The organism is bacterium (genome assembly GCA_030649025.1).
Classification (GTDB): domain Bacteria; phylum Patescibacteriota; class Minisyncoccia; order JAUYLV01; family JAUYLV01; genus JAUSGO01.
In genome coordinates this window covers 44,795-68,144 of the sequence record JAUSGO010000022.1, presented here as the reverse complement: position 1 = coordinate 68,144, position 23,350 = coordinate 44,795, and the positions used below count along the sequence as shown (strand labels likewise).

At 49.6% G+C, this 23,350-nt stretch carries 22 protein-coding genes; 19 read left to right on the top strand and 3 right to left on the bottom strand.

Annotated elements, in window-relative coordinates; translation table 11 throughout:
• Nucleotides 1-68 precede the first annotated feature (68 nt).
• The 4 genes from Q7S09_03040 to Q7S09_03025 all read left to right on the top strand — a co-directional run bounded on the left by Q7S09_03040 (nt 69) and on the right by Q7S09_03025 (nt 6,617).
• Nucleotides 69-530, top strand: coding sequence for a nucleoside 2-deoxyribosyltransferase domain-containing protein (locus tag Q7S09_03040; protein MDO8558139.1), 462 nt, complete (start codon nt 69-71; stop codon nt 528-530).
• Nucleotides 531-686: 156 nt separating this feature from the next.
• A complete protein-coding gene (locus Q7S09_03035) occupies nt 687-3,638 on the top strand; it encodes a hypothetical protein (GenBank protein MDO8558138.1) in 2,952 nt (983 codons plus the stop codon).
• Nucleotides 3,639-3,861: 223 nt separating this feature from the next.
• Nucleotides 3,862-5,313 carry an ATP-binding cassette domain-containing protein gene (locus Q7S09_03030; GenBank protein MDO8558137.1) on the top strand — a complete coding sequence of 484 codons (1,452 nt, stop codon included), beginning with the start codon at nt 3,862-3,864 and terminating at the stop codon, nt 5,311-5,313.
• A gap of 50 nt (nt 5,314-5,363) precedes the next feature.
• On the top strand, nt 5,364-6,617 hold the full coding sequence (locus Q7S09_03025) for an NAD(P)/FAD-dependent oxidoreductase (protein MDO8558136.1): 1,254 nt from the start codon (nt 5,364-5,366) through the stop codon (nt 6,615-6,617).
• A gap of 103 nt (nt 6,618-6,720) precedes the next feature.
• On the opposite strand, the gene Q7S09_03020 is transcribed toward Q7S09_03025, so the two are convergent.
• Nucleotides 6,721-7,329, bottom strand: a complete 609-nt coding sequence (locus tag Q7S09_03020) for a hypothetical protein (protein ID MDO8558135.1) — start codon at nt 7,327-7,329, stop codon at nt 6,721-6,723.
• Nucleotides 7,330-7,514: 185 nt separating this feature from the next.
• Between Q7S09_03020 and Q7S09_03015 the strand changes: the two genes are divergently transcribed.
• From Q7S09_03015 to Q7S09_02950, 14 genes are all read left to right on the top strand, one after another.
• Nucleotides 7,515-8,267, top strand: a complete 753-nt coding sequence (locus tag Q7S09_03015; GenBank protein MDO8558134.1) for a phosphatase PAP2 family protein — start codon at nt 7,515-7,517, stop codon at nt 8,265-8,267.
• 82 nt (nt 8,268-8,349) lie between these two features.
• Entirely contained in the window at nt 8,350-8,802 is a 453-nt protein-coding gene (locus Q7S09_03010; GenBank protein MDO8558133.1) for a hypothetical protein, read from the top strand.
• 138 nt (nt 8,803-8,940) lie between these two features.
• Nucleotides 8,941-9,999, top strand: coding sequence for a hypothetical protein (locus tag Q7S09_03005; GenBank protein MDO8558132.1), 1,059 nt, complete (start codon nt 8,941-8,943; stop codon nt 9,997-9,999).
• 133 nt (nt 10,000-10,132) lie between these two features.
• Complete coding sequence (locus Q7S09_03000; protein ID MDO8558131.1) at nt 10,133-11,389, top strand: hypothetical protein; 1,257 nt, start codon at nt 10,133-10,135, stop codon at nt 11,387-11,389.
• A 426-nt stretch (nt 11,390-11,815) separates the two neighbouring features.
• The gene (obgE, locus tag Q7S09_02995) at nt 11,816-12,778 is read left to right on the top strand and encodes a GTPase ObgE (protein ID MDO8558130.1); all 963 of its coding nucleotides are present in this window, start codon (nt 11,816-11,818) and stop codon (nt 12,776-12,778) included.
• 4 nt (nt 12,779-12,782) lie between these two features.
• Nucleotides 12,783-13,034: a GIY-YIG nuclease family protein gene (locus Q7S09_02990; GenBank protein ID MDO8558129.1), complete on the top strand. Its 252-nt coding sequence runs from the start codon at nt 12,783-12,785 to the stop codon at nt 13,032-13,034.
• Between the two features lie 15 nt (nt 13,035-13,049).
• Nucleotides 13,050-13,751, top strand: coding sequence for a pirin family protein (locus tag Q7S09_02985; GenBank protein MDO8558128.1), 702 nt, complete (start codon nt 13,050-13,052; stop codon nt 13,749-13,751).
• A 163-nt stretch (nt 13,752-13,914) separates the two neighbouring features.
• Nucleotides 13,915-14,538 (top strand): D-alanyl-D-alanine carboxypeptidase family protein, encoded by a 624-nt coding sequence (locus Q7S09_02980; protein ID MDO8558127.1) that lies wholly within the window; start codon nt 13,915-13,917, stop codon nt 14,536-14,538.
• A gap of 119 nt (nt 14,539-14,657) precedes the next feature.
• Entirely contained in the window at nt 14,658-15,572 is a 915-nt protein-coding gene (locus Q7S09_02975) for a magnesium transporter CorA family protein (protein ID MDO8558126.1), read from the top strand.
• A gap of 96 nt (nt 15,573-15,668) precedes the next feature.
• Nucleotides 15,669-16,532: a peptide-methionine (R)-S-oxide reductase MsrB gene (gene msrB, locus Q7S09_02970; protein MDO8558125.1), complete on the top strand. Its 864-nt coding sequence runs from the start codon at nt 15,669-15,671 to the stop codon at nt 16,530-16,532.
• Nucleotides 16,533-16,577: 45 nt separating this feature from the next.
• Entirely contained in the window at nt 16,578-16,910 is a 333-nt protein-coding gene (locus Q7S09_02965) for a hypothetical protein (protein MDO8558124.1), read from the top strand.
• A gap of 31 nt (nt 16,911-16,941) precedes the next feature.
• Nucleotides 16,942-17,181, top strand: coding sequence for a DUF167 domain-containing protein (locus Q7S09_02960; GenBank protein ID MDO8558123.1), 240 nt, complete (start codon nt 16,942-16,944; stop codon nt 17,179-17,181).
• A gap of 130 nt (nt 17,182-17,311) precedes the next feature.
• A complete protein-coding gene (locus Q7S09_02955) occupies nt 17,312-17,890 on the top strand; it encodes a hypothetical protein (protein ID MDO8558122.1) in 579 nt (192 codons plus the stop codon).
• A 171-nt stretch (nt 17,891-18,061) separates the two neighbouring features.
• The gene (locus tag Q7S09_02950; protein ID MDO8558121.1) at nt 18,062-20,458 is read left to right on the top strand and encodes a beta-propeller domain-containing protein; all 2,397 of its coding nucleotides are present in this window, start codon (nt 18,062-18,064) and stop codon (nt 20,456-20,458) included.
• A 106-nt stretch (nt 20,459-20,564) separates the two neighbouring features.
• Here the strand turns inward: Q7S09_02950 and Q7S09_02945 are convergent, their stop codons facing one another.
• Nucleotides 20,565-21,134: a hypothetical protein gene (locus Q7S09_02945; GenBank protein MDO8558120.1), complete on the bottom strand. Its 570-nt coding sequence runs from the start codon at nt 21,132-21,134 to the stop codon at nt 20,565-20,567.
• A 76-nt stretch (nt 21,135-21,210) separates the two neighbouring features.
• On the bottom strand, nt 21,211-22,767 hold the full coding sequence (locus Q7S09_02940; protein ID MDO8558119.1) for a PQQ-dependent sugar dehydrogenase: 1,557 nt from the start codon (nt 22,765-22,767) through the stop codon (nt 21,211-21,213).
• Between the two features lie 257 nt (nt 22,768-23,024).
• Between Q7S09_02940 and Q7S09_02935 the strand changes: the two genes are divergently transcribed.
• Nucleotides 23,025-23,321, top strand: a complete 297-nt coding sequence (locus Q7S09_02935; protein ID MDO8558118.1) for a hypothetical protein — start codon at nt 23,025-23,027, stop codon at nt 23,319-23,321.
• Nucleotides 23,322-23,350 lie beyond the last annotated feature (29 nt).

The window sequence follows — 23,350 nt, the reverse complement described above, 5'->3', positions numbered from 1 at the left end:
AAAGTAATTAAAATTAAGAAATTTATTGGGGGCTTAAAGAAAGCTTACAATCGGGCTTCATAGGTACTATGCTTGAAATAAAACCACTACAGCAGATACCGGAAACCACCGACCCCAAGATTTTTCTTGCAGGAAGCATTGAAATGGATACTGCGGAACATTGGCAGGCTATGGTCGTGCAAAAACTTACGGATGAAATGGTGGTTCTGCTGAACCCGCGGCGGGATGGTTGGGACGCAACCTGGGAACAGCGAAAAGACAATCCTGCTTTTCGCGCGCAAGTCGAGTGGGAACTTGATGCTCTTGCAAAAAGCGATCATATTGTCATGTATTTTGACCCGAATACCAAATCTCCCATTTCGCTTTTGGAAATGGGGCTCTATGCGCAAAGCGGCAAACTGATGGTCGTCTGTCCCGACGGCTTTTGGCGGAAGGGCAATGTCGACATCGTCTGCGAGCGGTACGGCATTCCGCAGTATTCGGACCTTGCCACTGCGATAGACCACATCGTGTCACTTGTCCGCGCATAAATCATCGGTGCCCTATGATTTTTCCGGCGTCTTCTCCGCGCGCACGATGAAAAACAGCCTCTTGGAGACTGTTTTTGGTTTTTGATCCGACAAAGGGGCCACTACCTTTGAATCGCCGCTGGAAATATTATTGAATTTCTGCTATACTATAACTGTATGGAAAATTCACGCACAGAAGCTCAATTTTTTGAAGCTCAAAAAACGCTTGAGTCATCACGAACTGAAATGCTGGAATTTCTTGAGCATGGCAACCTTGACGATCGGGACCGTTTGCGCTTAACTCGCGTACTGCAACTTACCGATCGTTACGCACCCGAACATCGCGAGAAAGAGGAAACTGCTCTGGAAAGGTGGAAGTCGTATCTCGAAACAACGCTTCGCTCAATCCCGCCTTTTAGAAGAAGGAGAGAGTCTATACCGCAGTACGGCGTCTCTAGCCGTTCTTATCTTTTGGCAGAAAAAGCTGTCGCCACATTACGGCAACTGCGGCATATTGATCGTGTCGTAGAACATGCACCGGAATTTGCTGATGACGAAATTCTGAATCAAAAAAGGCCTGAAAAAATCGAGCGTGAAGAAACGCTCGATACTTCTCTCACGCTTGATTATGAGAAAAAGCATTGGGGAGTTGAGAGAGTCTGTCTTGATGGCGTACAAAACCACTTGCCAACCGATTCCAAGGGTGAGCGCGTGTGGGTGCAATGCCAGATAGATGGCGAGTGGGTTTCTTTGGTAGAAGCTAGGGCTGAACCGGAGAAAATTGAAGCCGTGCGTTTCGTGGACGATGGTGTGGGCTTTGATGCAAAGAGCCTTGCATTACTCTATTCAACAAAATCTGGCGAACAAGAATCGCGTGGGCAATTTGGCGAAGGAATGAAAATGGTAGCGGCAGCAGCGCTTCGGGAGGGACTCAACTTGGAGTATGAATCCCAGAATTGGCTCGCAAAACCAATGGCCAAGCCGGTTACTTTCCACGATACGCGGCATCAAAAACAACAGCCGGTAGAGCAGCTTTCCTTCGGCGTCCAATATCTTGATGGAAAGCCCATGGTCGGTTCCCGAACGACCTTTCGACATCCTACGAAACCTTTTGTGCGCGAGGTTCTGGGCATGGAGAAAAAGGTCCTCGCTCTTCGGGAAAATTATCGGCCGGCATTTATCGGTACGACAGGGCAGATTGTGGATACGGAACCAGGCGGATTTTTTGTAAAAGGCATTCAGGTGACAACCGAGGACTCCCTGCTCTCCTATAACTTTGATGACGCAGAAACAAATCGCGATCGGGATGCCATCATCACAGATAACCTTGATAGAAAAATAGCAACGGTTTTGTCGGAACTTTCACGCAAGAACATTATTAAAACCCTCCTTAAGAAAAGCCAGCTCAATCCGAATGCGCTGGAGTGCTCCTTATACCATCTCAAGCCACAATACCCGGAAGCATGGAAAACTGCTTTCCATGAAGCATTTGGTGAAGATGCGGTTATTGAGACTGATTACGAAATTCCGGAGATTTTCAAGAATAAGCCCCTAAAAAGGATAAATTTCCCATACGCACTAAAAAACGCGCTTCTTGTAGCCGGCGTTAAGAGCGACAAGGAGTCTACACCCGATTCATATGAGGAGATACTGCCGACCTCTTTGACGCTTGAATACGGAAAAGAATTATGGAACGAGGAGCGCATGTTACTTGACGCTGCGCAGAATCACCTTCCAAGAGATTCGGGAGGAACGATGTTCGGTCTCCGCTTTAAAACAAGAGATAATAAATGGCACTCCCATGACGAATTTAAAGATTATGCTAGCGATCAGATAGCGGCCCTGAAGATATACGATGACGGACGGGGCTACGACTACCGCTGGCTCGGTGTATTACAATCAACCAAGGGAGGATCAGAAAGTGCAGGAAAATTCGGTGAAGGACTTAAAATGGTGTCTGCCGCGGCACTCCGAAGCGGCAACGAGATGGTGCTTCGTTCCCAGCAATGGGTTGCCAAACCAGAAGTCCAGCAACAGGAAATTGGCGATAAACGCGTAGACCGAGTGGTGTACCGGATAACGCATGGCGTAAAGGGTAAATTGCCCGACGATGATACAGAGCAACGGTATCAGTCGAGCTCTACAACTTTCGAAAACCCAACGCAAAAACTTGTTCAAGAGTTCCGTAACATAGATACAAAGATACTTTCTTTTGAACGACTCCAGCCGGTACAAAGGACATCTGTGGGAGATATATTATCTCTCGACGGAGGAATGCTCTATGTCAAGCAGATTCTTATACCAGGCCAGCATAGCTTACTCTTCAGCTATCATTTCCCTAACCTTGAGATAAAAAATCGGGATCGTCGGCAGGTTGCAAAAGATGAATTGGAACCACTCATCGGGAATGCGTTATCAGAACTTAGCGCGCCGGATGCCATCAGACAGTTTTTATTCAAAGCAAATTCCGCAGGTCAAAATTGGAGCGGTGCGGAAAAACTCGAATTCGAAACAAAGTTCTGGCCAAAAGATGGGGAGACATGGAAACGTGTTTTTCAAGAAATGTTTGGAAAAAATACCGCCATACGCGATGTCCGATCCCAAGACTTTGACGCAATGCATGAGAATCAACACGTGGGACTGGAACTTGTTACTTTCCCCTCGGCGGTTTGTTCGGCGCTTGAGACAGTTGGCCTTCCAACCTATATGGATCGACTACGTGAAATGACCGATGTGGAACATATTCCGAACGAAGAATTAAGCACAGAAGAAAAAGAACTTTTAGAAACACTTACTGCCATTGATGTCTACCTGCCCAATAACCGGCCATCGGAGATCAGAGTATATAAAGCAAAAAAGGCCGGTCAGGTCGTTGCCGCTGGTTTTAGCGATGGATTTTCAATCCATCTTCACAGGTCTACTCTGGCTGCAGGCATGGAGCATGCTGCTGATGTATACATACATGAAAAAGCTCACCATAATACCGGAGGCGCGGCAGATGCTTCCGCGCCATTCAGAAACTACGCCACCCTCACGGCGGCGAACCTCGCGCTTAAACAATTGCGGGATGCAAGGCCAGATTTATTTAGTATGCCTTCGGACAAATCGCTGGAAGCAGTAGCCGCATAGTCCCATTTTAGCATAGTCCCAGACCCCCGCTCGTAAAAGGAGATATATAAAACGGTATTTGATGTGCTTTTACTATACCCGCAAACACCGGTTTCAGCGTAAACACGGGCTTTTTGATTTAAAATTGGGTTCTGAAGTATGAAATTCAAAAACTGCCGTTTTTTGCGGTTCAGAACTGGGAGTCTAGAACTATAGAGTTTGCTGTCTACAGCGGCAATCCTGTATGGCTAAAAACGAAGTTATTATGCGATTTGAAGAGGTCTCGTTCGAGCGAGGGCCACATAAACCCATTTTGGAAGGGGTGAGTTTTAGCGTGAGACGCGGCGCGAAGTTGACCCTGATGGGACAGAATGGGGCGGGCAAAAGCACGCTGTTCCATCTCATCACGAAAGAACTCCGTCCGGACCGTGGCAAGGTTATTGTGGACTCCGAACTTACTGTCGCCCTAGCAAAGCAGGCCATGCCGCATGAATATTTGAAGCTCACGATACGGGAATTTTTTGAGAGGTCGTTCCCAAAAAAAATATACGATATCGATCCGCGCATAGCCTCGGCGCTGGAGGCAGTGAATTTATCGGTACCCCTTGAGCGGCGGATTACGGCGTGCTCCGGGGGCCAGCAGGCGCGGCTGCTACTTGCCGCGGCACTTATCCAGGAACCGGATGTTCTGCTTTTGGACGAGCCGACCAACAATCTGGATAAGGCGGGCATTGCGCATCTCACCAAGTTCATTATTGGCTACCCCAACACATGCATTGTCATCTCACATGACGCTGATTTCTTGAATGCATTCACCCAGGGCGTGCTCTATCTGGATGTATTCACGCACTTTCTGGAAAATTATATTGGAAACTATTTCGATGTGGTGGCGCAAATAGCTGTGCGCATCGAAAAAGAGAACAGCAAGAATGCGCGACTTGCCAAGGAGGCAATAGAGAAAAAAGAGAAGGCAAACTTTTTTGCCATGAAGGGAGGACGATTGCGATTGCTTGCCAAACGTATGCGCGAGAAAGCCGCGGAACTTGAAGAAGAGCAGGTTGATGTGCGCAAGGAAGACAAAACCATCCGTCCCTTCGCCATTCCGGCAGACATTGAAGTTTCAGGGGAGCTTTTGTCGGTGACTTCGTTTTCTCTCATGAAAAACCACAAAGTGGTCACAAAGAAAACTAATATTTCGCTTCGCAGAAATGAACATCTGCTTCTTATAGGTCCCAACGGCATTGGTAAGTCCACTCTGCTTGAGTCTCTGGCGCACGGCACGGCAAAAGGGGCCCATATTACTTCGGGCGTGAAAGTGGGATATTACCGCCAGGATTTCTCTATGCTGAAGCCGGAAGACACGGTATATCAGTCGCTCGCGTCGGCAACAAATGAAGTGGACGAAGAAAAGCTCCGCTCCGTTGCCGCGGGATTTTTAATAAACTCGGAGGCCATTAAGGCCAAAGTAGGCAGTCTCTCGGAGGGCCAGAAAGGCTTGGTGTCGCTGGCACGGCTGGTACTGCAGAAACCGGGACTGCTTATCCTGGATGAGCCTACGAATCATATGAACTTCCGCCACTTGCCCGTTATTGCCAAGGCTTTAGATGCCTACACGGGAGCCATGATACTGGTAAGCCACGTACCGGAATTTGTGAGTCAGATACGTATTGACCAAACGCTCGACCTGGAAGCCTAATTCATCTACTTGCTTATATTGTTAAATAGGCAAGTAGTAGAGATGAGCGTATGCTGATAAAAATGAGACAGGAAATATTCGATGTCATTGTCATTGGAGGCGGGGCATCGGGCATGATGGCGGCCGGACGCGCGGCCGAAAGAGGCAAGCGCGTGTTGCTTCTGGAAAAGAATAAGCGTCTTGGTGAAAAACTAAAAATCACGGGCGGAGGCAGATGCAACGTCACCAACGCGGAATTTGATACGCACAAGCTTCTCGCGCACTACGGCAACGGCGGGCGTTTTCTGCCCTCGCCATTTTCGCAATTTGGCGTTGAGAGCACTTTCAAGTTTTTTGAATCGCGGGGGCTTCCGTTAGTTGTGGAAGACCGCAAACGCGCTTTCCCCAAGACGCAAAAAGCGCTTGATATATTCCGGGTGCTCGAAACATATCTTCGCGACGGTAAGGTGACGGTGTGCACGGAAGCGAAGACAACGCGTATTAATACGGATGGCCGGAAGGTTTTGGGCGTACAGTGCGGCTCGGTTTCGTATACAGCAGGAGCGATCATTCTTGCTACAGGCGGCATGTCGCACGCCGAGACGGGCTCAACGGGAGACGGCTTTGCGTGGTTAAGAGACCTGGGGCACAAAGTGAAGGCGCCAACGCCCACTATTGTGCCTCTGGCAGTCCGCGAGGCATGGGTGAAGGCGCTTGCGGGCGTAACGCTCAAATCCATGAAAATCACGTTCTCTGTGGAAGGCAAAAAACAGTTTTCGCGCACTGGCAGTTTGCTATTCACGCATTTTGGAATTTCCGGCCCCATCATATTAAATAGCGCCGACAAAGTAGGAGATATGCTTCAGGCAGGAACGGCAACCGCCATCATTGATGCATTTCCGGAGCTCGACTTGGGGGCGTTGGATGAGCGCATACGGAAGGCGTTTGATGCGAACAAGAACAGGGACCTGAAGAATGTTTTTAAAGAGATAGCGCCCCCAGGCACATCTACCCATCTTTTAAAACTTCTTTCCAAAATAGATGAGAAGAAAAAAGTACACAGCGTGACCAAAGAAGAACGAAAGCTGATAGCACGCACGCTGAAAGCCTTGCCGCTTACCATCACCCATCTTATGGGGTTTGACCGGGCTGTCGTGGCGGATGGAGGCGTGGTGCTGGAAGAGATGGATATGAAGACCATGCGCTCACTGCTTTTCGATAATCTCTACATCACCGGAGACCTTCTGCACGTGCGCCGTCCCTCCGGCGGCTACTCTTTGCAATTGTGCTGGACCACCGGATACGTGGCGGGCAGTCATGCCTGATATTGCCTTTCCCATTATCCGCCAGACCATTGTTCATCTCTTTACTTGCTTATTTTGTTAAATAAGAAAGTAAAGAGAACCTCAATAAAAAACGGGCGGAGAATTACTTTCCGCCCGCTTGAGGCAATTCCGTAAGCCACTGCCGGATAAGCGCCTGTTGCGCTTCGTTCGGCGGCGGCCCAAGGAGACTCTGAAATTCGTAAGCTGGTCCCTGCAGTGTCCAACTTACGCATTCCGCGAAATCGCCGGACCCAAAATGATAGTCCGCGCAATCGTCGCATAAACCGCGGTCGCGGCAACCGCTGCACGGCGTATACCACCGGGTGTCCGGCGGCAAATTTCGCGCAGCAATCCAAGCCTTGCGCATATCGAAAGTAAGATACTTGTGGTCGAATGCATGCGCAAGTTCATGCACTATCGTCCCTGCCACCGACTCCGGTGATTGCTTTCGCCGGACCCAAATATCCACTCGGCTCTCGTCCAGCGTAGTAATGCCGAGAACGTCGAGCCGCCCAGGATGAAACCGCACGGTCCATCCGCCCAGAGCCAATTTCCAGTCCCAATTCACCAGCCAAAGAGCCTGACGTCCGACCTGCTTCCAGACGGGAGTGGCCGGGGTGGTGGTATGCCGCAGTTTTTCCGCCTTCGCGGGAAATGCTACGGCAATCTGAATAAAAAACAAAACAGCGATTGTTGCGATTATCCGTCGCATTTCAGCCTCCTTATCAGTTTCAACGTACTGCTGATAAGATTATACCGCATCTTAATATATTAGTCAATAGCTGATCGCGGATCCGCTTTTCGAACTTTTCCTTCACGGCATGGGCCACACTCGCCTCGCCCGCGTTTTAGAGCATCACGTTGTTCGGGCAGGGGAAAAGAGATACACTGTGTGGTATGGACAACAACGGTAAACTAAATGAACACGGAAGGCCGAATGAATTGCCGAAAGAATTTTTCCTCTTTCGCACTCTCTTCCGGGGCTTCTGGAGAAATGCTGCCGCGTGCTTCCGTCCGCGGATTCTGCCGTGGCACGCTCTTGCGATAGCGCTTACATGGATATGCGTCACCTCGGGGTTTGACTGGAACTATTACGTGGCAGCACAGCATGCAAGCGTTCGATCGTATTTCGTGCCCGCACTGGTACTTGGCGGCCTTCTCCCCATTATTGTTCCGCTTAGCATGTACTTCTATGGAAAATGGCGAGAGAGAAGCGGCATTGTGCTTATTGCGGGCGCCATGGGACAGGCGGCGCTTGTAGGACTTTTTCTTTCTTGGTTCTACAAGGCATTCACCGGCCGGATGCAACCGAAATTTTTTGATGGAAGCGCTCTGGTGGACATCAGCGAAAATTTTAGGTTCGGATTTCTACGGGGAGGAGTGTTCTGGGGTTGGCCGTCGAGCCACACCACGGTTTCTTTCGCGGTCGCTTGCGCGCTTATCGCGCTTTTTCCGAAAAACCGGATGGTCCGCATTCTTGCTCTTCTCTATGCGTTCTATGTCGGCATCGGGGTTGCCACTGTCGGCATCCATTGGTTTTCGGAGTTTCTTGCGGGAGCCATCTTCGGCTCGATCGCGGGCCTTGCCGTAGGCAAAAGTTTTCGTCCTGCAGTTGAGAGTTCCGCGTTGCCGACTGCCGGAAATTTCTAGAAGTCTTGTACAACATTCCGGAGTAGACAGAGGTGTGGGTGCGCGTGCTATCATGGGGAACATTATTTCATAATACATATATATGAACATTAAAGAACTTACGCATCCGGCGAAGCTTGAATACTACAGCTTCATGTGGTCGGAGGCGCGTCTTGTTGTAGCGTCTCTAGCTCTTTTTATCGGCGGAGTTCCGCCCTTACTGGCATTTAACCCTTTTCCCGGCCTCTATAGCCCCTTGAGTTCGCTTTTAACCCTGGCGTGGATAGTATCGGGCGCGGCATCGGCGTATATGCTGTTTCGCTGGAACACGAGTGGTATGAAGCTTTTTGGCGAAACGGATCAAAAAGATAAAATCGCATTTTTTGTGAGTGTTGTATCGGGCATTAATTTGGGTTTGACAGGTCTTATGGGAAAGAACCTCGGCATGTCGATTGTATCGGGCCGCATCATCTTTTTTGTTGTCGGACTTTTGTATCTTGCTACGGCGTGGCACCTCTGGCAGCGCTGGAATGCGTTTGGCAAGAAAATGTTCTAATGTCTTTTGTTGAGATTTTTGTAATTCCGAAAGCCGGGTCGCGAAAGCCCGGCTTTTTTTATAGTTTTCCTCATTGCTTAAGGATGCACGGTCTGCTATACTGGCATATATAATCATATATTATTTATCCTCGGTATTATGAAAAAAACATTTTGGTTTGCCAGTTTTGTTTTTATTGTTCTTATTGGGGTGCTGGGCATCGGGTTTTTGGCCCAGGCCGAGCCCCAGTCGGTGCCGTATAACGGCAAGACGTATTATGTGGTAACTTCCCAGGATGCCACGATGGATTCGGGCAACGAAGTCTGTGTCGCATTAGGAAAAACCTGTGTTGGGTATACGGCCCTTACGTCCGACGTGTGTATGGCTACGCATCCTGGTGCGGCAAAAAAGAGCGATATGAATGGGAGCAAGGCTGGGTTTTATTGCGATGGCGCACCGCAGGGGGGCGTGTGCGGAAACGAGAAAAATACCTGCCACATATGCCCGAATTGTAATGTGAACGCGGACTGCGCAACGCAGATAGGAGATTTGTATCGGGAGATGTATGTTGAGTGCACTCCGGGAGATGAGGTCGTTGAGGTTGTGAAGCCAGCAGGTGGCACAAAAAATTTATGGAATGTCCCGGGAAGATGGTGGGGAAGTTTCCGTAGTACGGTCGCGCGCGCTTTTGACTTCTTCCGAGAAAAGCTCGCACGCCTTACCATAAAACAAGAGAAGCATGTAACCGTGAAAGTGCAGGGACCGCAGGGCACGGTTGAAACGGATGTGCCGGTGGACTCGTATGTATGCGAATTCTACCAGCAGAACAAGAAACTGGTGACGTGCGGAGCGCTTGCCGCGGCAGACCACTTTTGCGTTACCGCCATGGATTCGCGTTTTGCCACCGCCGTGTTGTGCCAGGATAACGGCCTCGTTGTTTGCGCCAAGCCCTGCAAAACAAATCCGCAGGAATTGAAACCCCAGCGGTGCGCATTTGACGGAGACCGTCCGCGCGGAAACCAGGCACCTCCGCTTGATTTCTGCACCGAAACCATCACCGTGGATACTAAAACGGGGCCCACCAAGAAGGCCGGGCAGGAATGCGCGCACGGGGGAGAGTGCAACACAGGATACTGCCTGGGGCAGACATCGGACCAGGGCATCAAATATTTCTGCTCATGCAAACAAAGCACGTTGGATTTCACGTGCGGGAAATAAGATCGGTGCAGCATGACAAGGATATCGGGCTTATCTGCGCGGCATGCGTGGTGCATGCTCTTAAGATTCCGGAGCTCGCATAAGTCCCGGAATTTTGTTATGCTGGAAGAACTTATTTGATTATATGTTTTATATGAAAAAAACAATCATCGCAATGTGTGTAGCGCTTCTTGTCGGTCTTCCGGTGTTTGCGGAGGAGTATATGTATGATTCGCTCAACCGCCCCATCGCGACTCCTACGCCCTACCCATCAGAACTTCCCACCGCAGAGCCGACAGCGGGAACAATCGCCTTCCCAAGCCAAACACCTGCCCCCACCCCGACCCCAAAAGCTACTCCCGGTAATGACACTCTAACGGCTGTTACGCCCCAGCCTTCACCCACACAGGATGCAAAGGCGACGCCTACCCCTTCGGGCGTTAACGAACGCACCAATTGCGACGGCCAGGCAAAACCGGCCCTTGATTGTCCCACCGGATATTCCATGATGTGCATTCCGGTCGGAGGAGACCATTGGGGATGCGGCAAGGAATCGAACGGCCAGATCGTGGAATCAAGTCCATCGCCGTCATCAGCCGCAAAGGAGAATCCCGTAATAGGAGACCTTGATCGAGATGGATTAGATGATGTTATGATAGGAGATCCGGATTTTGATCTTTTACGCATAAAACCTCAACCCAGTTTGCCGCCCGGCGATCCGGATTTTGATCTCCTGCGAATACAAGGGGGTGACGGCGGTGTGGGAGAAACAAGCGATAAGATCCGATCGGGAAGCGCGGAAAGAGACTCAATGTTCCAGGGACTGGAGTACACCGAAGGCGATTTGGAAGCATTCCGCGCCCGTTTGAATGCCTTGGAACAGGCAGGAAGGGTTGGGGTGCGCGGCTGGGACCCCAAGAAAAAAGAAGAGATACTCTCCCGTTCCGGAGACGTGAAAACCCCTTCGGACCTGGAAGTGTATACCGGCGCGGTCGTACTGAATGATCCGGCCATCAAAGGCATCAAGATAAAGGAGCATGTGGTGGAGCTCTCCTACCAGATGCCCGCGAAATTCCTCGGGATATTCAATTCGTCTCTTACGGCGGAGATTGGGGTTGATGCGGACCGCGTGAAGGTGCGTTTTCCCTGGCTCTCGTTTTTCTTCAGCAAGCCCGTGACGGCGGCCGACATCCAGACGGAAGTTGAGAAGGGCCTGGGCGGCGTGAAACAGACGATGCAAACGCAGGTGCGGGAAGCGGGTTCGGGGAGTGCCCAGGACGATACCCAGCTTGCGGATATCGACCTTCAAAACATGCTGCAGAAACAGTCGCGGACCCTGCAGATGCTCAGCACTATTTCCAAAATGATGCACGAGACAGCCAAGAGCATCATAGGCAACATCAGGGCGTAGAAAAAGCCACAGAGCCAGACGCAACATTGCGAGGGTGCATTATCCCTCGGATACTTTAGGCGGAATGGCTGTTGGGGTGCTTACGAGCTTGATTATTCGCAGGATACGTGTATGATGGGTACAGAAGCAAAAGATTCAAAATCGGCAATTCCCTATGACAAACAAGGAGCAATTTTTAGCAGACCATAACAGGCTATCGCCGCCAAATTTGCAGACAACCATGGTTGCGCTATCTTCCTTCCGGATAGAAAAAGCGTCATTGTTCAAAAATGACCTGTGGCCTACCGACAGGCTTCGCAGACCTTTTCTTCTGTGGCTTACCTCGCTTTCCGCGGAGAAGCTAAAAAGCATGGCCGCCTAACACTACTTTGTATTTAAAACCGCCCTTCGGGCGGTTTTTGAAGGACCCATCCAAAAAACAAACCTATGCTCATTGACGATGTCAAAGTTAAAGTGAAGGCCGGCAATGGCGGAAAGGGCGCTGTTGCGTTCAACAAAAATCTTATGAGCTTGGGTCCAGCCGGCGGGTCTGGTGGCAGAGGCGGCAGTATTTATTTTGAAGGCGTGTCGGACCTGAACGCATTGGGCCAATTCCGATACGCGAAAGATGTGGTAACGGAACATGGCGGCACCGGTATGCCGCAATTCCGCGATGGTTCCAACGGAGACGACCTGATATTGAAAGTTCCCATCGGAACGGTTATCCGAGAAATTGGAACGGACAGAGCCCAAGAGGTGTTGAAAATAGGGCAGAAGATACTCGTTGCCAAGGGAGGCATTGGCGGAAAGGGAAATTTTCATTTCCGTTCGGCACGCAACACCACGCCCACCCAGTACCAAGAAGGCCGGCCCGGCGAACATTTTACTCTGCGCCTGGAACTTAAGTTTATTGCCGATGTGGGATTGATCGGCCTGCCCAATGCCGGAAAATCAAGCCTGCTTAACGAACTTACGCGGGCAAAAAGCAAGGTTGCGAATTATCCGTTCACGACCCTGGAACCAAATCTGGGGGCCTACTGGGAGCTTATCTTGGCGGACGTTCCGGGGCTCATCGAAGGGGCGTCGGATGGGAAGGGTCTCGGCACAAAATTTCTGCGCCACATTGAGCGAACAAAGGTCCTTTTTCATCTGCTGTCGGCGGAATCTTCTAACGTAGTACGGGATTATAAAACAATAAAAAAAGAACTTGCCGCTCATAACAAAATGTTGGCAAAGAAAACCGAATTCCTCTTCCTCTCCAAAAGCGACACGATAGGCGCAGCAGAAATGAAAAAGAAAATAGCTTTGCTCAAAAAAATACAAAAAAACGTGTTACCGCTCTCTATTTATGATTGGGATAGCGTGGAAAAAGTAAAAAAGATACTTAACAAGATAAAGTCGGAAAAATAAAAGTATGTATTCCGTCTATCTTATTCGATGCAAAGACGGCAGTATTTACACCGGTATCGCCACCGACGTCAGGCGGAGATTTGCCGAGCATAAAGAGGGCAAAGGGGGACGCTATACCAGGTCGCATGGGGTTAAAAAAATTTTATATGCCGAGCGTTGCGGTTCTCGAAGCACGGCGTTAAAAAAAGAAGCCCGGCTAAAAAGTTTAAGACGGGATAAGAAATTGGAATTCATCCATTCCAAGAGAACGAAATAGACTTCATCCGCGACCATGCGCATTATTAAAGCCAAGAATCGACATTATACCGACCTGGAGTGGCTCAGAACCTACTGGCTTTTTTCTTTTGATACGTACCATGACCCGGAGAACATGAACTTCGGGAACCTGCGCGTGTTCAATGATGACATTGTCGCAGCAAAAACGGGTTTCCCGCCGCATCCGCACGCAAACATGGAGATAGTGACCGTCGTTCTTGAAGGAGAGCTCGCGCACGAGGATAATGCCGGGAACAAAGGGATTGTGCGTCCGGGTGATGTTCAGCACATGTCGGCAGGCAAAGGGGTTGTCCATTCGGAATTCAACCATGGGAAAACCTCGGTGCATCTGTATCAGATATGGCTCGGACCAAGAAAACAGCAAATTACTCCCGCATATCATCAGCAAACGTTCTTACCGAGTAAAGAAGAGAGTGGGCTTCTGCCGGTGGCCTCGGGCGAGAGTCTTCCCGGCGCAATTCCCATTACAGCCGATGCAACCGTGTATCTTGGAACACTTAAGAAAGCCGGCTTGGCTACCTTCAATGTCCGGCCTTCGCACGGCGCCTTCGTGTATGTTACACAAGGGACACTTGAGATCCATGGAAGCGAACTCTTACCGGGTGACCAGGCAAGAATATCCGAGGAAGGCATGCTGAACATCAAAGCAAAAGAAGCTTCTCGTTTTATTCTTATAGAAGTTGATCTTACATCTTAACTTGCGTAGTTACCGGAGATAAACTCGTCCAAATACCCTGAATGGCTCCCTGTGGGCTGTTTTTGTTTATCTTAACACGCATAAAAAGACATGAGTTCTAGACGGGATATCATCGAACGGTTAAAATGAGGGTTGGAGCCCCCGCGTGCAAAGAATCTTTTTTATGCTAAAATTTTTCAAAAAAAAGAAAACGAATCGAGGACCTATCGTGGCGATCTTTTTATTTGTGGTTTTTGGCGGAGCGGTTCTGACTTTTCAGCACAACCGGCTACTCAAAGAATTTTCGTCATCGGAACCGTATATCCGCCCCACCCCGCCTCCCATGCCGACAGAACTGAACGCGAACTTTATAACCCAAGTGAACGAATGTTTTATTCCTGTCGCCGCCGTTTACGGATATACCCTGCGCATCACATCCGGTTTTCGTACCATAAAGGAACAAGCCGAATTATATCAACAAGGACGGACCGTAGATGGGCATATTGTAAGCTGGGCTGAAGCGGGCAAGAGCATTCATAACTACGGATATGCGGTGGATGTGGTGGACCGGTGGAAGGGGTTTGATATCAATTGGAAGCGGCTTGCAAAGATCGGTCAATATTGCGCCCTGGAGCAGGTTGACGACCCCCATTTTGAACATCGAGGAGGGCTTTCGACCCAGCAATTTGAGATGGGGTTCACCCCATCACCCCTTGCGCTCCCCTGCTCGCTCATGAGTGAGCGGGCAAGACTCGGCCAGCCGCTTACGCGAGAAGACCTGCAAGACTGCTCCACGCCGGTATTCTGAAGGATATAAGCACCCTATGGGTTATATTCTTGTTCCAAGCATGTCGAGGAAGTTTGTGGTATGCTAATTAAGGTAGTTTTTACCGCTCCGTCGAGCATTTTATTACTAGGGCCATTCATATGAACTCATCTGAAAAATTTATTAGTGAGCCGATGCCGGGCATCCCCTGGCGTACAATCATCGTATCTCCCGATGAACGGTTTAAGGACTTCGCCAAGGCAGAGGGATACCATAAGCTCGATATAGAGGATTGTTATCATAAGCGGCAGATCGCCAAAGTCGTTGAGCGCAAAAATTACGTTTTCGTAGTGGCTAAAATTGCCCGTTTTGAGGTAAAAATCAATCAGCTCCATTTTGACGATTTCAACATGTTCATTAAACCAGAATCGCTGGTGACGGTTGAGGAACGTTCCGGAGCATTGGCCGAGCACGTTCGCGAACGTTTTTCCCAGTCCGCCGATGTTGACGCGACCGATACGCATCATCTTGTATATGCGATCCTCGACGAGATTATCGATAACTATCTGATAACACTTGATAGGATTGGAGAGGGCATCCAGGCCGTTGAGTCTGACGCATGGAAGAATCCCACACCGCAAACGCTTGAGCGAATATTCAAGATTAGGCGCACCCTTATTGACTTTCGCCGCAATGCCGGAGGTATGCGCGAGGTAGTGAGTACGCTTATCAGGCATCCGCGCGTTAAAACCGATGGCGATCTTGAGAATTATTACCGCGATCTCTATGAACACGTTATCCGCGTCATTGAATTCGTTGAAACATACCGCGACGTGCTTAACGGTTCGCTTGAAGTTTATGCCTCTACCATGGCACAACGCACCAACGAGATATCAAAGGTGCTGACGGTCTATGGCACGATTGCTCTTCCCTTCATCATTGTAACCGGAATGTATGGCATGAATATCCCGCTTCCGTTCCAACAATCTGCCCATTCGTTCTTTATCGTATTTGCATTGATGTCCGCATTGGCCGCAATCTCCCTTATATTCTTCAAAAGAAAGAACTGGTTTTAAAACAAGGATCAAAAATGCTGGGAGTTTCGGAGTATTGCAAGTGCCTTTTGGTCCTATTTCTTGGCAAAAATCACAGTTAAAACATCTAATGTTCTTATGGACGAACAAGGATTCAGAAAGAAATTGAATCCCGAACAATATAGGGTCATGCGCGAGAAAGGAGAGGAGCGGCCCTATACCGGCAAGTATTGGGATAGCGAAGCGAAGGGGACATACGTGTGCGCTGCCTGTAACAGCGTGCTTTTTTCTTCCGATGCCAAATTTGATTCGAACACCGGCTGGCCGAGTTTCAAGGAGCCCGTGGATATCAAGCGCCTTACGCTAACCCCTGTGATGCCTGCGGGCAAGATACAAAAAGAGGTGTCGTGTAAAGAGTGCGGCAGTCATTTGGGCTATGTGGTGAAGGACCCGGCCAAAGAAGGCCGGGTACAGTATCGCATCAATTCGGCAAGCCTTGATTTTGAAGAACCGATAGAGCTTGAGCTTGAGGAAGAGAGTGAAAAGAAAGAGGATGAAGAGAAAAAGAAGAAAGAGGCCGCGTCACAAAAGCGTCTCCAGGATATCTTAAAAAACATATTGGCTTTGCTTGCGGTAGCGGGAGTGGCCGGGGCGGCGGGGCTTGGGTATTGTAAAATGACCTGCGGCACCGCCAATGTGGATTCGGAAAATATAGGTTCCTCCCCTGCCGTAATCGGAGTGGAAGAATTGCCAAGCATCTCGCCGATTTCCTCTCCGATCCCATCCCCACAGCCAACCGCAGAACCATCAAAGGGACCGTCCCCCACGCCATCCAAAACGCAGACCTTAAATCCGGCAGACCCTGTAATTACAACGCCAAGGGCAATGACCGCAAGCTCTTCTGCGGCGTTACCCAATCCGCCTGAAGAATCACCGCCTCCAACAGGAATGCCCGTTTCAACACCCAGCCAGGGTACAGGGAGTTCAGACGGGACCTTATAAAGAATTCTTGTGCCACAATATAAGTATTAAAAAATCGCAGAACGTATGTTTTTTCATAAAGATACAAAACACGCAATTATCATAAACGCCTTGCTCAACGCGCTAGGGGCGGCTCTCTATGTTATCGCCGTGGCCTCGTTCATGTTCTATGCGCCGAAAAATTTTGGACCTCAAAAAACAGTTCTTGTTCCTATCGCAATGCTCCTATTGCTTGTGTTTTCGGCGGCTTTCATGGGTCTTGCGCTCTTTGGCAGGCCGATTTTGTGGTACCTTGACGGCAATAAAAAAGAAGCGCTTTCCCTTCTTTTCTCAACCCTCGCGATCTTTTTTGCGTTCACCGTTATGACGCTTTTCGTGCTTTTGCTTAGTTTGAACTGATTGGGAAACGGATTGGTAAATTCTTAGGAATATGAAAATATTTGTGAGAGCGAAACCGAACGCGAAAAATGAGCGGGTGGAACAGGCCGACAAGACCCACTTCAAGGTTTTGGTGAAAGAGCCTCCGAAAGAAGACCGGGCAAATAATGCGATCGCGCGGGCGCTTGCCCGGCATTTTGGGATTGCTTCCTCGCGCGTGAAGCTTGTCTCCGGCTTTGCCTCGCGGCAGAAAATATTTGAGATACCTGGCTTAAGTATCCGTGCTAACTAGGCGTGTGCGGGGACATCTTGGCAAGAACGTATCGTAGAACCGAAAGGGGTCGGCGATGCAGGAGAAAAGTTATTTGGGCGCTTCTTCGGAGTGCGCATGGCAGAGTTGTTGTAAGAGAATTTCAGCATCCATGGACTATAAGATTATTCTTGGCGCTATCGCGACTCTCGTAGCGTTTGTAAGCTACATTCCCTACTTCCGAGATGTTTTTCTCGGTACTACAAAACCGCATGCTTTTACGTGGCTTGTGTGGGGAACGTTGTCATCCATCGGGTGCGCCGGCCAGTTGGCGGGTGGCGGGGGACCTGGCGCATGGGTAACCGGATTTTCTGCTTTCGTAAATTTCATTATTTTTTTCTTTGCGCTGAAACAAAGCAAAAAGAACATTCTGCCGATAGACTGGGCAAGTTTGCTCGGCGCGGCTATGGCGTTAGTCTTGTGGTTTATCACGAAGAGCCCTCTGCTTTCGATCGTTCTGGTCACCATCATTGACGCACTTGGGTTTGTTCCGACGTTCCGCAAATCATTTACAAAACCCCATGAGGAAACATTACTCACCTTCTTCCTTAGCGTGGTCAAATTTGCCATCGGCTTGGTTGCCTTGAAACAATTTTCTCTTGTTACGGCTCTTTACCCCTCCTACCTGGTGCTTGCCAATGCGATTTTCGTGCTGATGCTGGTCATACGGCGTTCCCGGCTGGCCCACTGACCGTTCAAAGAATGGTTCCTCTCCAAGTAGCTTCTGCGACCAGTTTTATTTGTTCGATCCTGGCTGGCACGACGGTGCGCCGTATTTCTTACTGGGATACATCGTGTACGTTTTTTTAAAATGATGTATTATATATGTAGAATTCACGTTTATAATCCTTAAGGTCAAATTATGCCAAATCAAAAATTGTTAGACTATATTAAGCAGGCAAAAAACTCAGGTACTGCGGATGAAGCAATCCGCCAGGATCTTTTAGGTGCGGGCTGGCCGGAAGCGGATATCAAAGACGCTCTGGCAACTTATGACGTATCCGGCACACAGGAGGGTGCTTCCTCGGCGCAAGCCCCCCGGGAATACTCGGGACAAGTAAACCGAGCAACGATTGTGCCGGCGGTACAGTCGTACGAAACCGCATCCTCGTCGGTCTCCATGAAGCTTCTACTCACCGGCTTTGGCGTGGCGATCGTGCTTGCCGGAGGATATGCTACGTCCGCAAAATTTTACCTTCACACCTGGCCGTTTTCAATGGCTCCCCAAGTTTCTCCCTCGGCAAGCGCCGATCCTTCTCAATCTCAAACTCCTGGTGTTTCACCGGTTTTTCAAAAGGCAGGACTTAAAAAATTTGCCTCCGACGAAGAGTTCAAATCCTATATTTTGGATGCTATAGAACAACAAGGATTTGGAATGAAATCATTTTTGAGCGCAGGAAGAATGGTAGGCGCAACAGATGCACTCATGCCAGCCGCGATGCCGCTTAGCGAGGGCGGCGGGGGTGGACAAGCCGAACGCGTATCTCAAACTAACGTACAAGTACAGGGCATAGACGAGCCCGATATCGTAAAAACGAACGGCAAAGAAATATATTATTCCCAGCAATTTTCCCGGTATTATCCGATGCCTATGATACGCGAAACTCTCGAGATGCCACCGACCGATGTTCAGGGAATGCCGGCTCCAGACGCCAAAATGATTTCCCCGGAAATAGGGATGCCTATTCCTTATCCGACTCCCGCGCCGGCTCACACGAAAATCATCAAAGCTTTTCCGCCAAGCGAACTTGTAACTTACGCAAAAATTGAAAAAAACGGCACCTTGCTGGTTTCTAAAAATGTTCTTGTTGTTCTGCCGCAGTCGCATGGGCAGTATTATGGCTATGGGTATCAAAAATCGGAAGATATCCGGGGTTACGACATTTCAAATCCCTCAAGTCCCAAAGAAGTCTGGAAACTTGAATTCAAGGAAAGCACCGGCATGGTGGATGCCCGTCTCTATAAAGATAAACTCTACGTAATAACCCGCACCGGTATCGCATACGATAACCCCTGTCCCGTCGTACCGATGATTGTAAAAGGCAGTCCCCTTTCCATCCCGTGTTTTGAAATCTGGCGGCCTGTGGGTCCCGCGCCTGCGGATGTTACCTTCACGGCGATGGCCGTAAATCCCGCCGACGGAAACATAGAAGGCCGTATTTCTGTCGTGGGCTCAAGCGCTCAAACTATTCTTTCCATGTCGCCAAATGCACTGTATCTCACCCATCCTCTGGAGACAGATTTCGTGGAGATTGTCTATAATTTTTTCAACGAAAAAGGGAAAGATCTTATTCCAGGAGAAGTTCTCGAAAAAATTAGGAAGCTCAAAGATTACGACATCAGCCAGACCTCGAAAATGACCGAGCTTGCGCTTATTCTGCAGCGGCTGGAAAGCTCCGATAAGGATATACGGCTCAAGCTCGAAAACGAACTTCAGAATCGCGCTAAAGATTACTTCAAAGAACACGCTCGCGATTTGAGTAAAACCGCTGTTGTAAAAATCGATATCGCGGAATTTTCGGTCGTCGCATCGGGAGAGATTCCGGGCCAGCTTCTGAATCAATTCTCTCTTGATGAATATAAAGGCAATCTTCGGGTGGCAATCACTGTTGAAGGGAACAATTCCTTCGGTCTGGGATTCGGTTCCGGAATTGAAAGCATAAACGACGTCTATGTACTTGATGGGAGTCTTAATATCATCGGGTCGGTGAAAGACATGGGTCTTGGCGAGCGCATTTACTCCGCGCGGTTCGTAGAAGACAGGGGGTACGTAGTCACGTTCCGGCAGATAGACCCGTTCTACGTGCTGGACCTTTCCGATCCTAAAAATCCAAAGAAGGCCGGAGAGCTGAAAATTCCCGGATTTTCCTCTTACCTCCATCCGCTTGCACCCGCAAGGGTGCTTGGCGTTGGGCAGGAGCAATCACAGGTAAAAGTTTCGCTGTTCGATGTGTCGGATCCGGCAAACCCTGTGGAGAAAGCGAAGTACAATCTTAACGAATACTGGTCCGGCGTATCGCAAACGCATCATGCGTTCCTTGCCGACCAAAAACACAAGGTGTTCTTCCTGCCCGGGTCGCGCGGCGGGTACGTGTTCTCCTACGACAACGATGAACTCAAACTTGTTGCCACGCTTGCCGAGGTTCAAGCCGAGCGGGCAGTGTACCTGGACGATTATCTCTACATCCTTTCACCCCAGCGTATTACGGTATTCGACGAGAAAACCTGGCAGAAGGTAAAACAGCTTGATTTGCAGTAAGCGGAATACAAGACATAAAAAAAGAAGGCCGCTTCCTGTATGGAGCGGTTTTCTAGTCCTTTAAAATAGTGAAGCCCGGAGCATCGCGTGATAGCGAGTCCGGGCTTTATGCCTTGGCTTTCCCCTTGCACCGAAGCGCCAGAAGAAAAACCACGAGATTAAAAATCGTGCTCGATACTGGCTGTACCCACATCGTCAGACTGTGCCAGTTAGTGATGGCTATGACCGTCAGGCCAAAACCCAGAGCGAACATTCCCCAAGCCAGCCTGCTCTCATTTTGCGGGTTCTGCCACGCATTTCTCACCGTCGATGCTCCTGCGATAAATAGCGATGCGAGAAATGCGATCTGTGCCGTTGCTGGTCCAGACACTGCCCAGGCAACCACGCCCAGAGCTGATAGAAGCAAGCAACGCGTATCAAACGCGGTCCATTTTCTCTCCCCGTAGAACAGAAGAAGAATGAAGACCACGATTGTTCCTGTGGCCGCCGCGAGCATTCCCCAAACATCTTTTTTACCCGCCGCTATCTGGCTGGCTACCATGGCGCTGGCCAGAACAGACCACATGCCCCACGTGGCCAAACTTGGCCTAACTGTTTTGCGCACTATCGCTACATAGAGCGGAAAGTGCGCGCAAAAAACGACGAAACCGCCGATTTTGCCTATGTATTCCTGCAAGGCGCACCTCCGAGTTGTCAAAGTATACTACAAAGATAATATAGCACATAGTTATGCTTTTTGTCAAGTTTACCTGTTAACGAAACCGAATAGGGACTCTTAATTCATCCGCGTGTTCCGGAAGGCCGGAGGGGTTATCGCGCTCAAGCACAAGCGTTCCTGTTTCGGTTTCAGGGGTTTCAAACTCCAGGGTTACGCGGAAAGGAACAAAATTTTCTGTCATCCATTCTTCTTGGGCTTGCGCAGGCAGTACGACAAGAAGTTTTCCGTTGCCATCGAGGAGCTTTACGGGAAATGATGCTTCAAAAAACCAATAGCCTCGCGCTTCACCTGAAACTGTAAGGGGATTTTTCACGATACTGCCGGAAAGAGGATTATCAAGGCGAATAAGGCTCGATTTATCAGAAGCATCTCCGGGCTCTTCATTGCGAAGATAGCTAAGCTTATATATCACGCCTGCCTTATCGTCTGAAATGTATGCAATACCGCCGGGCACTGTAAGTATATCAACGGGACGGCCAAGCGCTTCGTTGTCGGCTGTAAGCCAGCCCGTAATAAAATCTTCCGTTCCCAGGTACGCTCCCTTCGCATCGAGTTTTATGCGCGCCACTTTGTATCCGGTGGGCTGGGTGCGGTTCCATGAGCCGTGGTAGGCGACAAGAAGGTTATACCAATACTCTTCCGGCCAGCCTTCTTCCGGGACGAATGCAAGACCCAATGGCGCAGAATGTGCCGGTAGATCGACAACTGAAGGCATTTCAAACGGATCCATACAGGGATTCCGGATATACGTATTTTTGTCGAATTCGGTGTCGTGGATGTTTTTGCCGTAACAGGTCGGCCAGCCGTAGTTTTTATCCTGCTCTACGATGTTTATCTCATCCGGCGGCAGATTGTCTCCCAGCCCGTCCCGGCCCATCTCGGTTGCCCACATCTTTCCGTCGACATAGCTCCAGGTGAAAAAGACGGCGTTCCGCAAACCACGCGCGAACTCTTTGAAATCGCTTCCGTCGCGGTTAAGAGAAAAAATTTTTGCATTTCGAGGATCTTCTTCGTGGCACACATTGCAGGTGGAGCCGATGGAAACATATAGCTTATTGTCGGGTCCGAAGCCGAGCGTGCGCGTGAAATGTCTGCCGCCCGAAGGGAGGTCAATGACTTTTTCCAAGTGGCCATCGGAGTATGTCGGCAGGCGCGAGATCTTGTCCTCTTCGGCGATGTAGAGCATCGTGCCGTTCTCGGGATCGAATGCAAGCCCGTGGGGACTCTTAAGCCCTTTTAACATTTCGGCGACTCTTACCACTTTCCCTTCGGCAACTTCTAGAAAAGAAATTTTTCCTTTCCCCGTTTGGCTTACCCAAAAATTCCCGAAACGGTCTTGCGCCATCACGCGCGCTCCGGGAAGGTTCTTTGCAAAAATAGAAATGGAAAATCCGGCAGGAATTGTAAGCGGCATTCCCGTGAGGTTTTGCGGTTCTTTCGCAGCTTTCTCGATAAGCTCCGCAATGTCCTTGGAGGGATTTTTGAAAGCGGGCAGAGCACCACGAATATATTTATGATATAGGATAATTCCTGCCACGCCGGTTATTGCAAGAACGACAACCAATATGCCGAAAAACAGTACTTTTTTCATAGCTCGTATTGTACCTCATTGTGTGCGCAGATAACATGGATTTGTCACTTCTCCTTAGAAAAGCGCCAGACCTTGACAATTATTATAAAGTAGATTATACTAGTAAATAAGAATTGCTCTCATTTTGCCCTGAAAGGAGATCGGACATGGGAAGAAAGGTAGGAAGAATCATCGATTCTGTCAGCTCCGGTGAGTCCATTTGCCGCTGTGGCACGCCAATGATCCCTGTGAGACTGATATGTGGGGGGAAGGGGCGAATGGTGTGGCGCCACAAGGAGTCATACTCGCCATCCGAAAAGGAGTGTTTGCTTGCCGGACAGAGGTTATTCGAATCTCTGGTCGCAGCAAGCGAGGCCGCAGATGTCGGGAAGATCGAGTCTGCCATCACGGCTTTGAAGGCCGAGGTTGGAGCGCTTGAGAAATCCTTGGCGGAGAAAATCTTTGGGGACTCCCTCACCGCAGGAGTGTACATTCAAAAATTTCGCATCGGCCTCGCCGAGGCGCACAATCGGATGGTTTTTCTTCGAGTGGCGCAAACGACCGAGACCAGTTGACTGTGGGCCAAAGGGCTACACCAGACGAA

Bases quoted from the DNA above. Each gene is read 5' to 3' on its own strand.
- Q7S09_02985 (MDO8558128.1), top strand. From the start codon at position 13,050: ATGCGCATTATTAAAGCCAAGAATCGACATTATACCGACCTGGAGTGG.
- Q7S09_02965 (MDO8558124.1), top strand. From the start codon at position 16,578: ATGTTTTTTCATAAAGATACAAAACACGCAATTATCATAAACGCCTTG.
- Q7S09_02960 (MDO8558123.1), top strand. From the start codon at position 16,942: ATGAAAATATTTGTGAGAGCGAAACCGAACGCGAAAAATGAGCGGGTG.
- Q7S09_02955 (MDO8558122.1), top strand. From the start codon at position 17,312: ATGGACTATAAGATTATTCTTGGCGCTATCGCGACTCTCGTAGCGTTT.
- Q7S09_03005 (MDO8558132.1), top strand. From the start codon at position 8,941: ATGAAAAAAACATTTTGGTTTGCCAGTTTTGTTTTTATTGTTCTTATT.
- Q7S09_03035 (MDO8558138.1), top strand. From the start codon at position 687: ATGGAAAATTCACGCACAGAAGCTCAATTTTTTGAAGCTCAAAAAACG.
- Q7S09_03000 (MDO8558131.1), top strand. From the start codon at position 10,133: ATGAAAAAAACAATCATCGCAATGTGTGTAGCGCTTCTTGTCGGTCTT.
- Q7S09_03010 (MDO8558133.1), top strand. From the start codon at position 8,350: ATGAACATTAAAGAACTTACGCATCCGGCGAAGCTTGAATACTACAGC.
- Q7S09_02935 (MDO8558118.1), top strand. From the start codon at position 23,025: ATGGTGTGGCGCCACAAGGAGTCATACTCGCCATCCGAAAAGGAGTGT.
- Q7S09_02990 (MDO8558129.1), top strand. From the start codon at position 12,783: ATGTATTCCGTCTATCTTATTCGATGCAAAGACGGCAGTATTTACACC.
- Q7S09_02975 (MDO8558126.1), top strand. From the start codon at position 14,658: ATGAACTCATCTGAAAAATTTATTAGTGAGCCGATGCCGGGCATCCCC.
- Q7S09_03020 (MDO8558135.1), bottom strand. From the start codon at position 7,329: ATGCGACGGATAATCGCAACAATCGCTGTTTTGTTTTTTATTCAGATT.
- Q7S09_03015 (MDO8558134.1), top strand. From the start codon at position 7,515: ATGGACAACAACGGTAAACTAAATGAACACGGAAGGCCGAATGAATTG.
- Q7S09_03040 (MDO8558139.1), top strand. From the start codon at position 69: ATGCTTGAAATAAAACCACTACAGCAGATACCGGAAACCACCGACCCC.
- obgE (MDO8558130.1), top strand. From the start codon at position 11,816: ATGCTCATTGACGATGTCAAAGTTAAAGTGAAGGCCGGCAATGGCGGA.
- Q7S09_02980 (MDO8558127.1), top strand. From the start codon at position 13,915: ATGCTAAAATTTTTCAAAAAAAAGAAAACGAATCGAGGACCTATCGTG.
- msrB (MDO8558125.1), top strand. From the start codon at position 15,669: ATGGACGAACAAGGATTCAGAAAGAAATTGAATCCCGAACAATATAGG.
- Q7S09_03025 (MDO8558136.1), top strand. From the start codon at position 5,364: ATGCTGATAAAAATGAGACAGGAAATATTCGATGTCATTGTCATTGGA.
- Q7S09_03030 (MDO8558137.1), top strand. From the start codon at position 3,862: ATGGCTAAAAACGAAGTTATTATGCGATTTGAAGAGGTCTCGTTCGAG.
- Q7S09_02950 (MDO8558121.1), top strand. From the start codon at position 18,062: ATGCCAAATCAAAAATTGTTAGACTATATTAAGCAGGCAAAAAACTCA.
- Q7S09_02940 (MDO8558119.1), bottom strand. From the start codon at position 22,767: ATGAAAAAAGTACTGTTTTTCGGCATATTGGTTGTCGTTCTTGCAATA.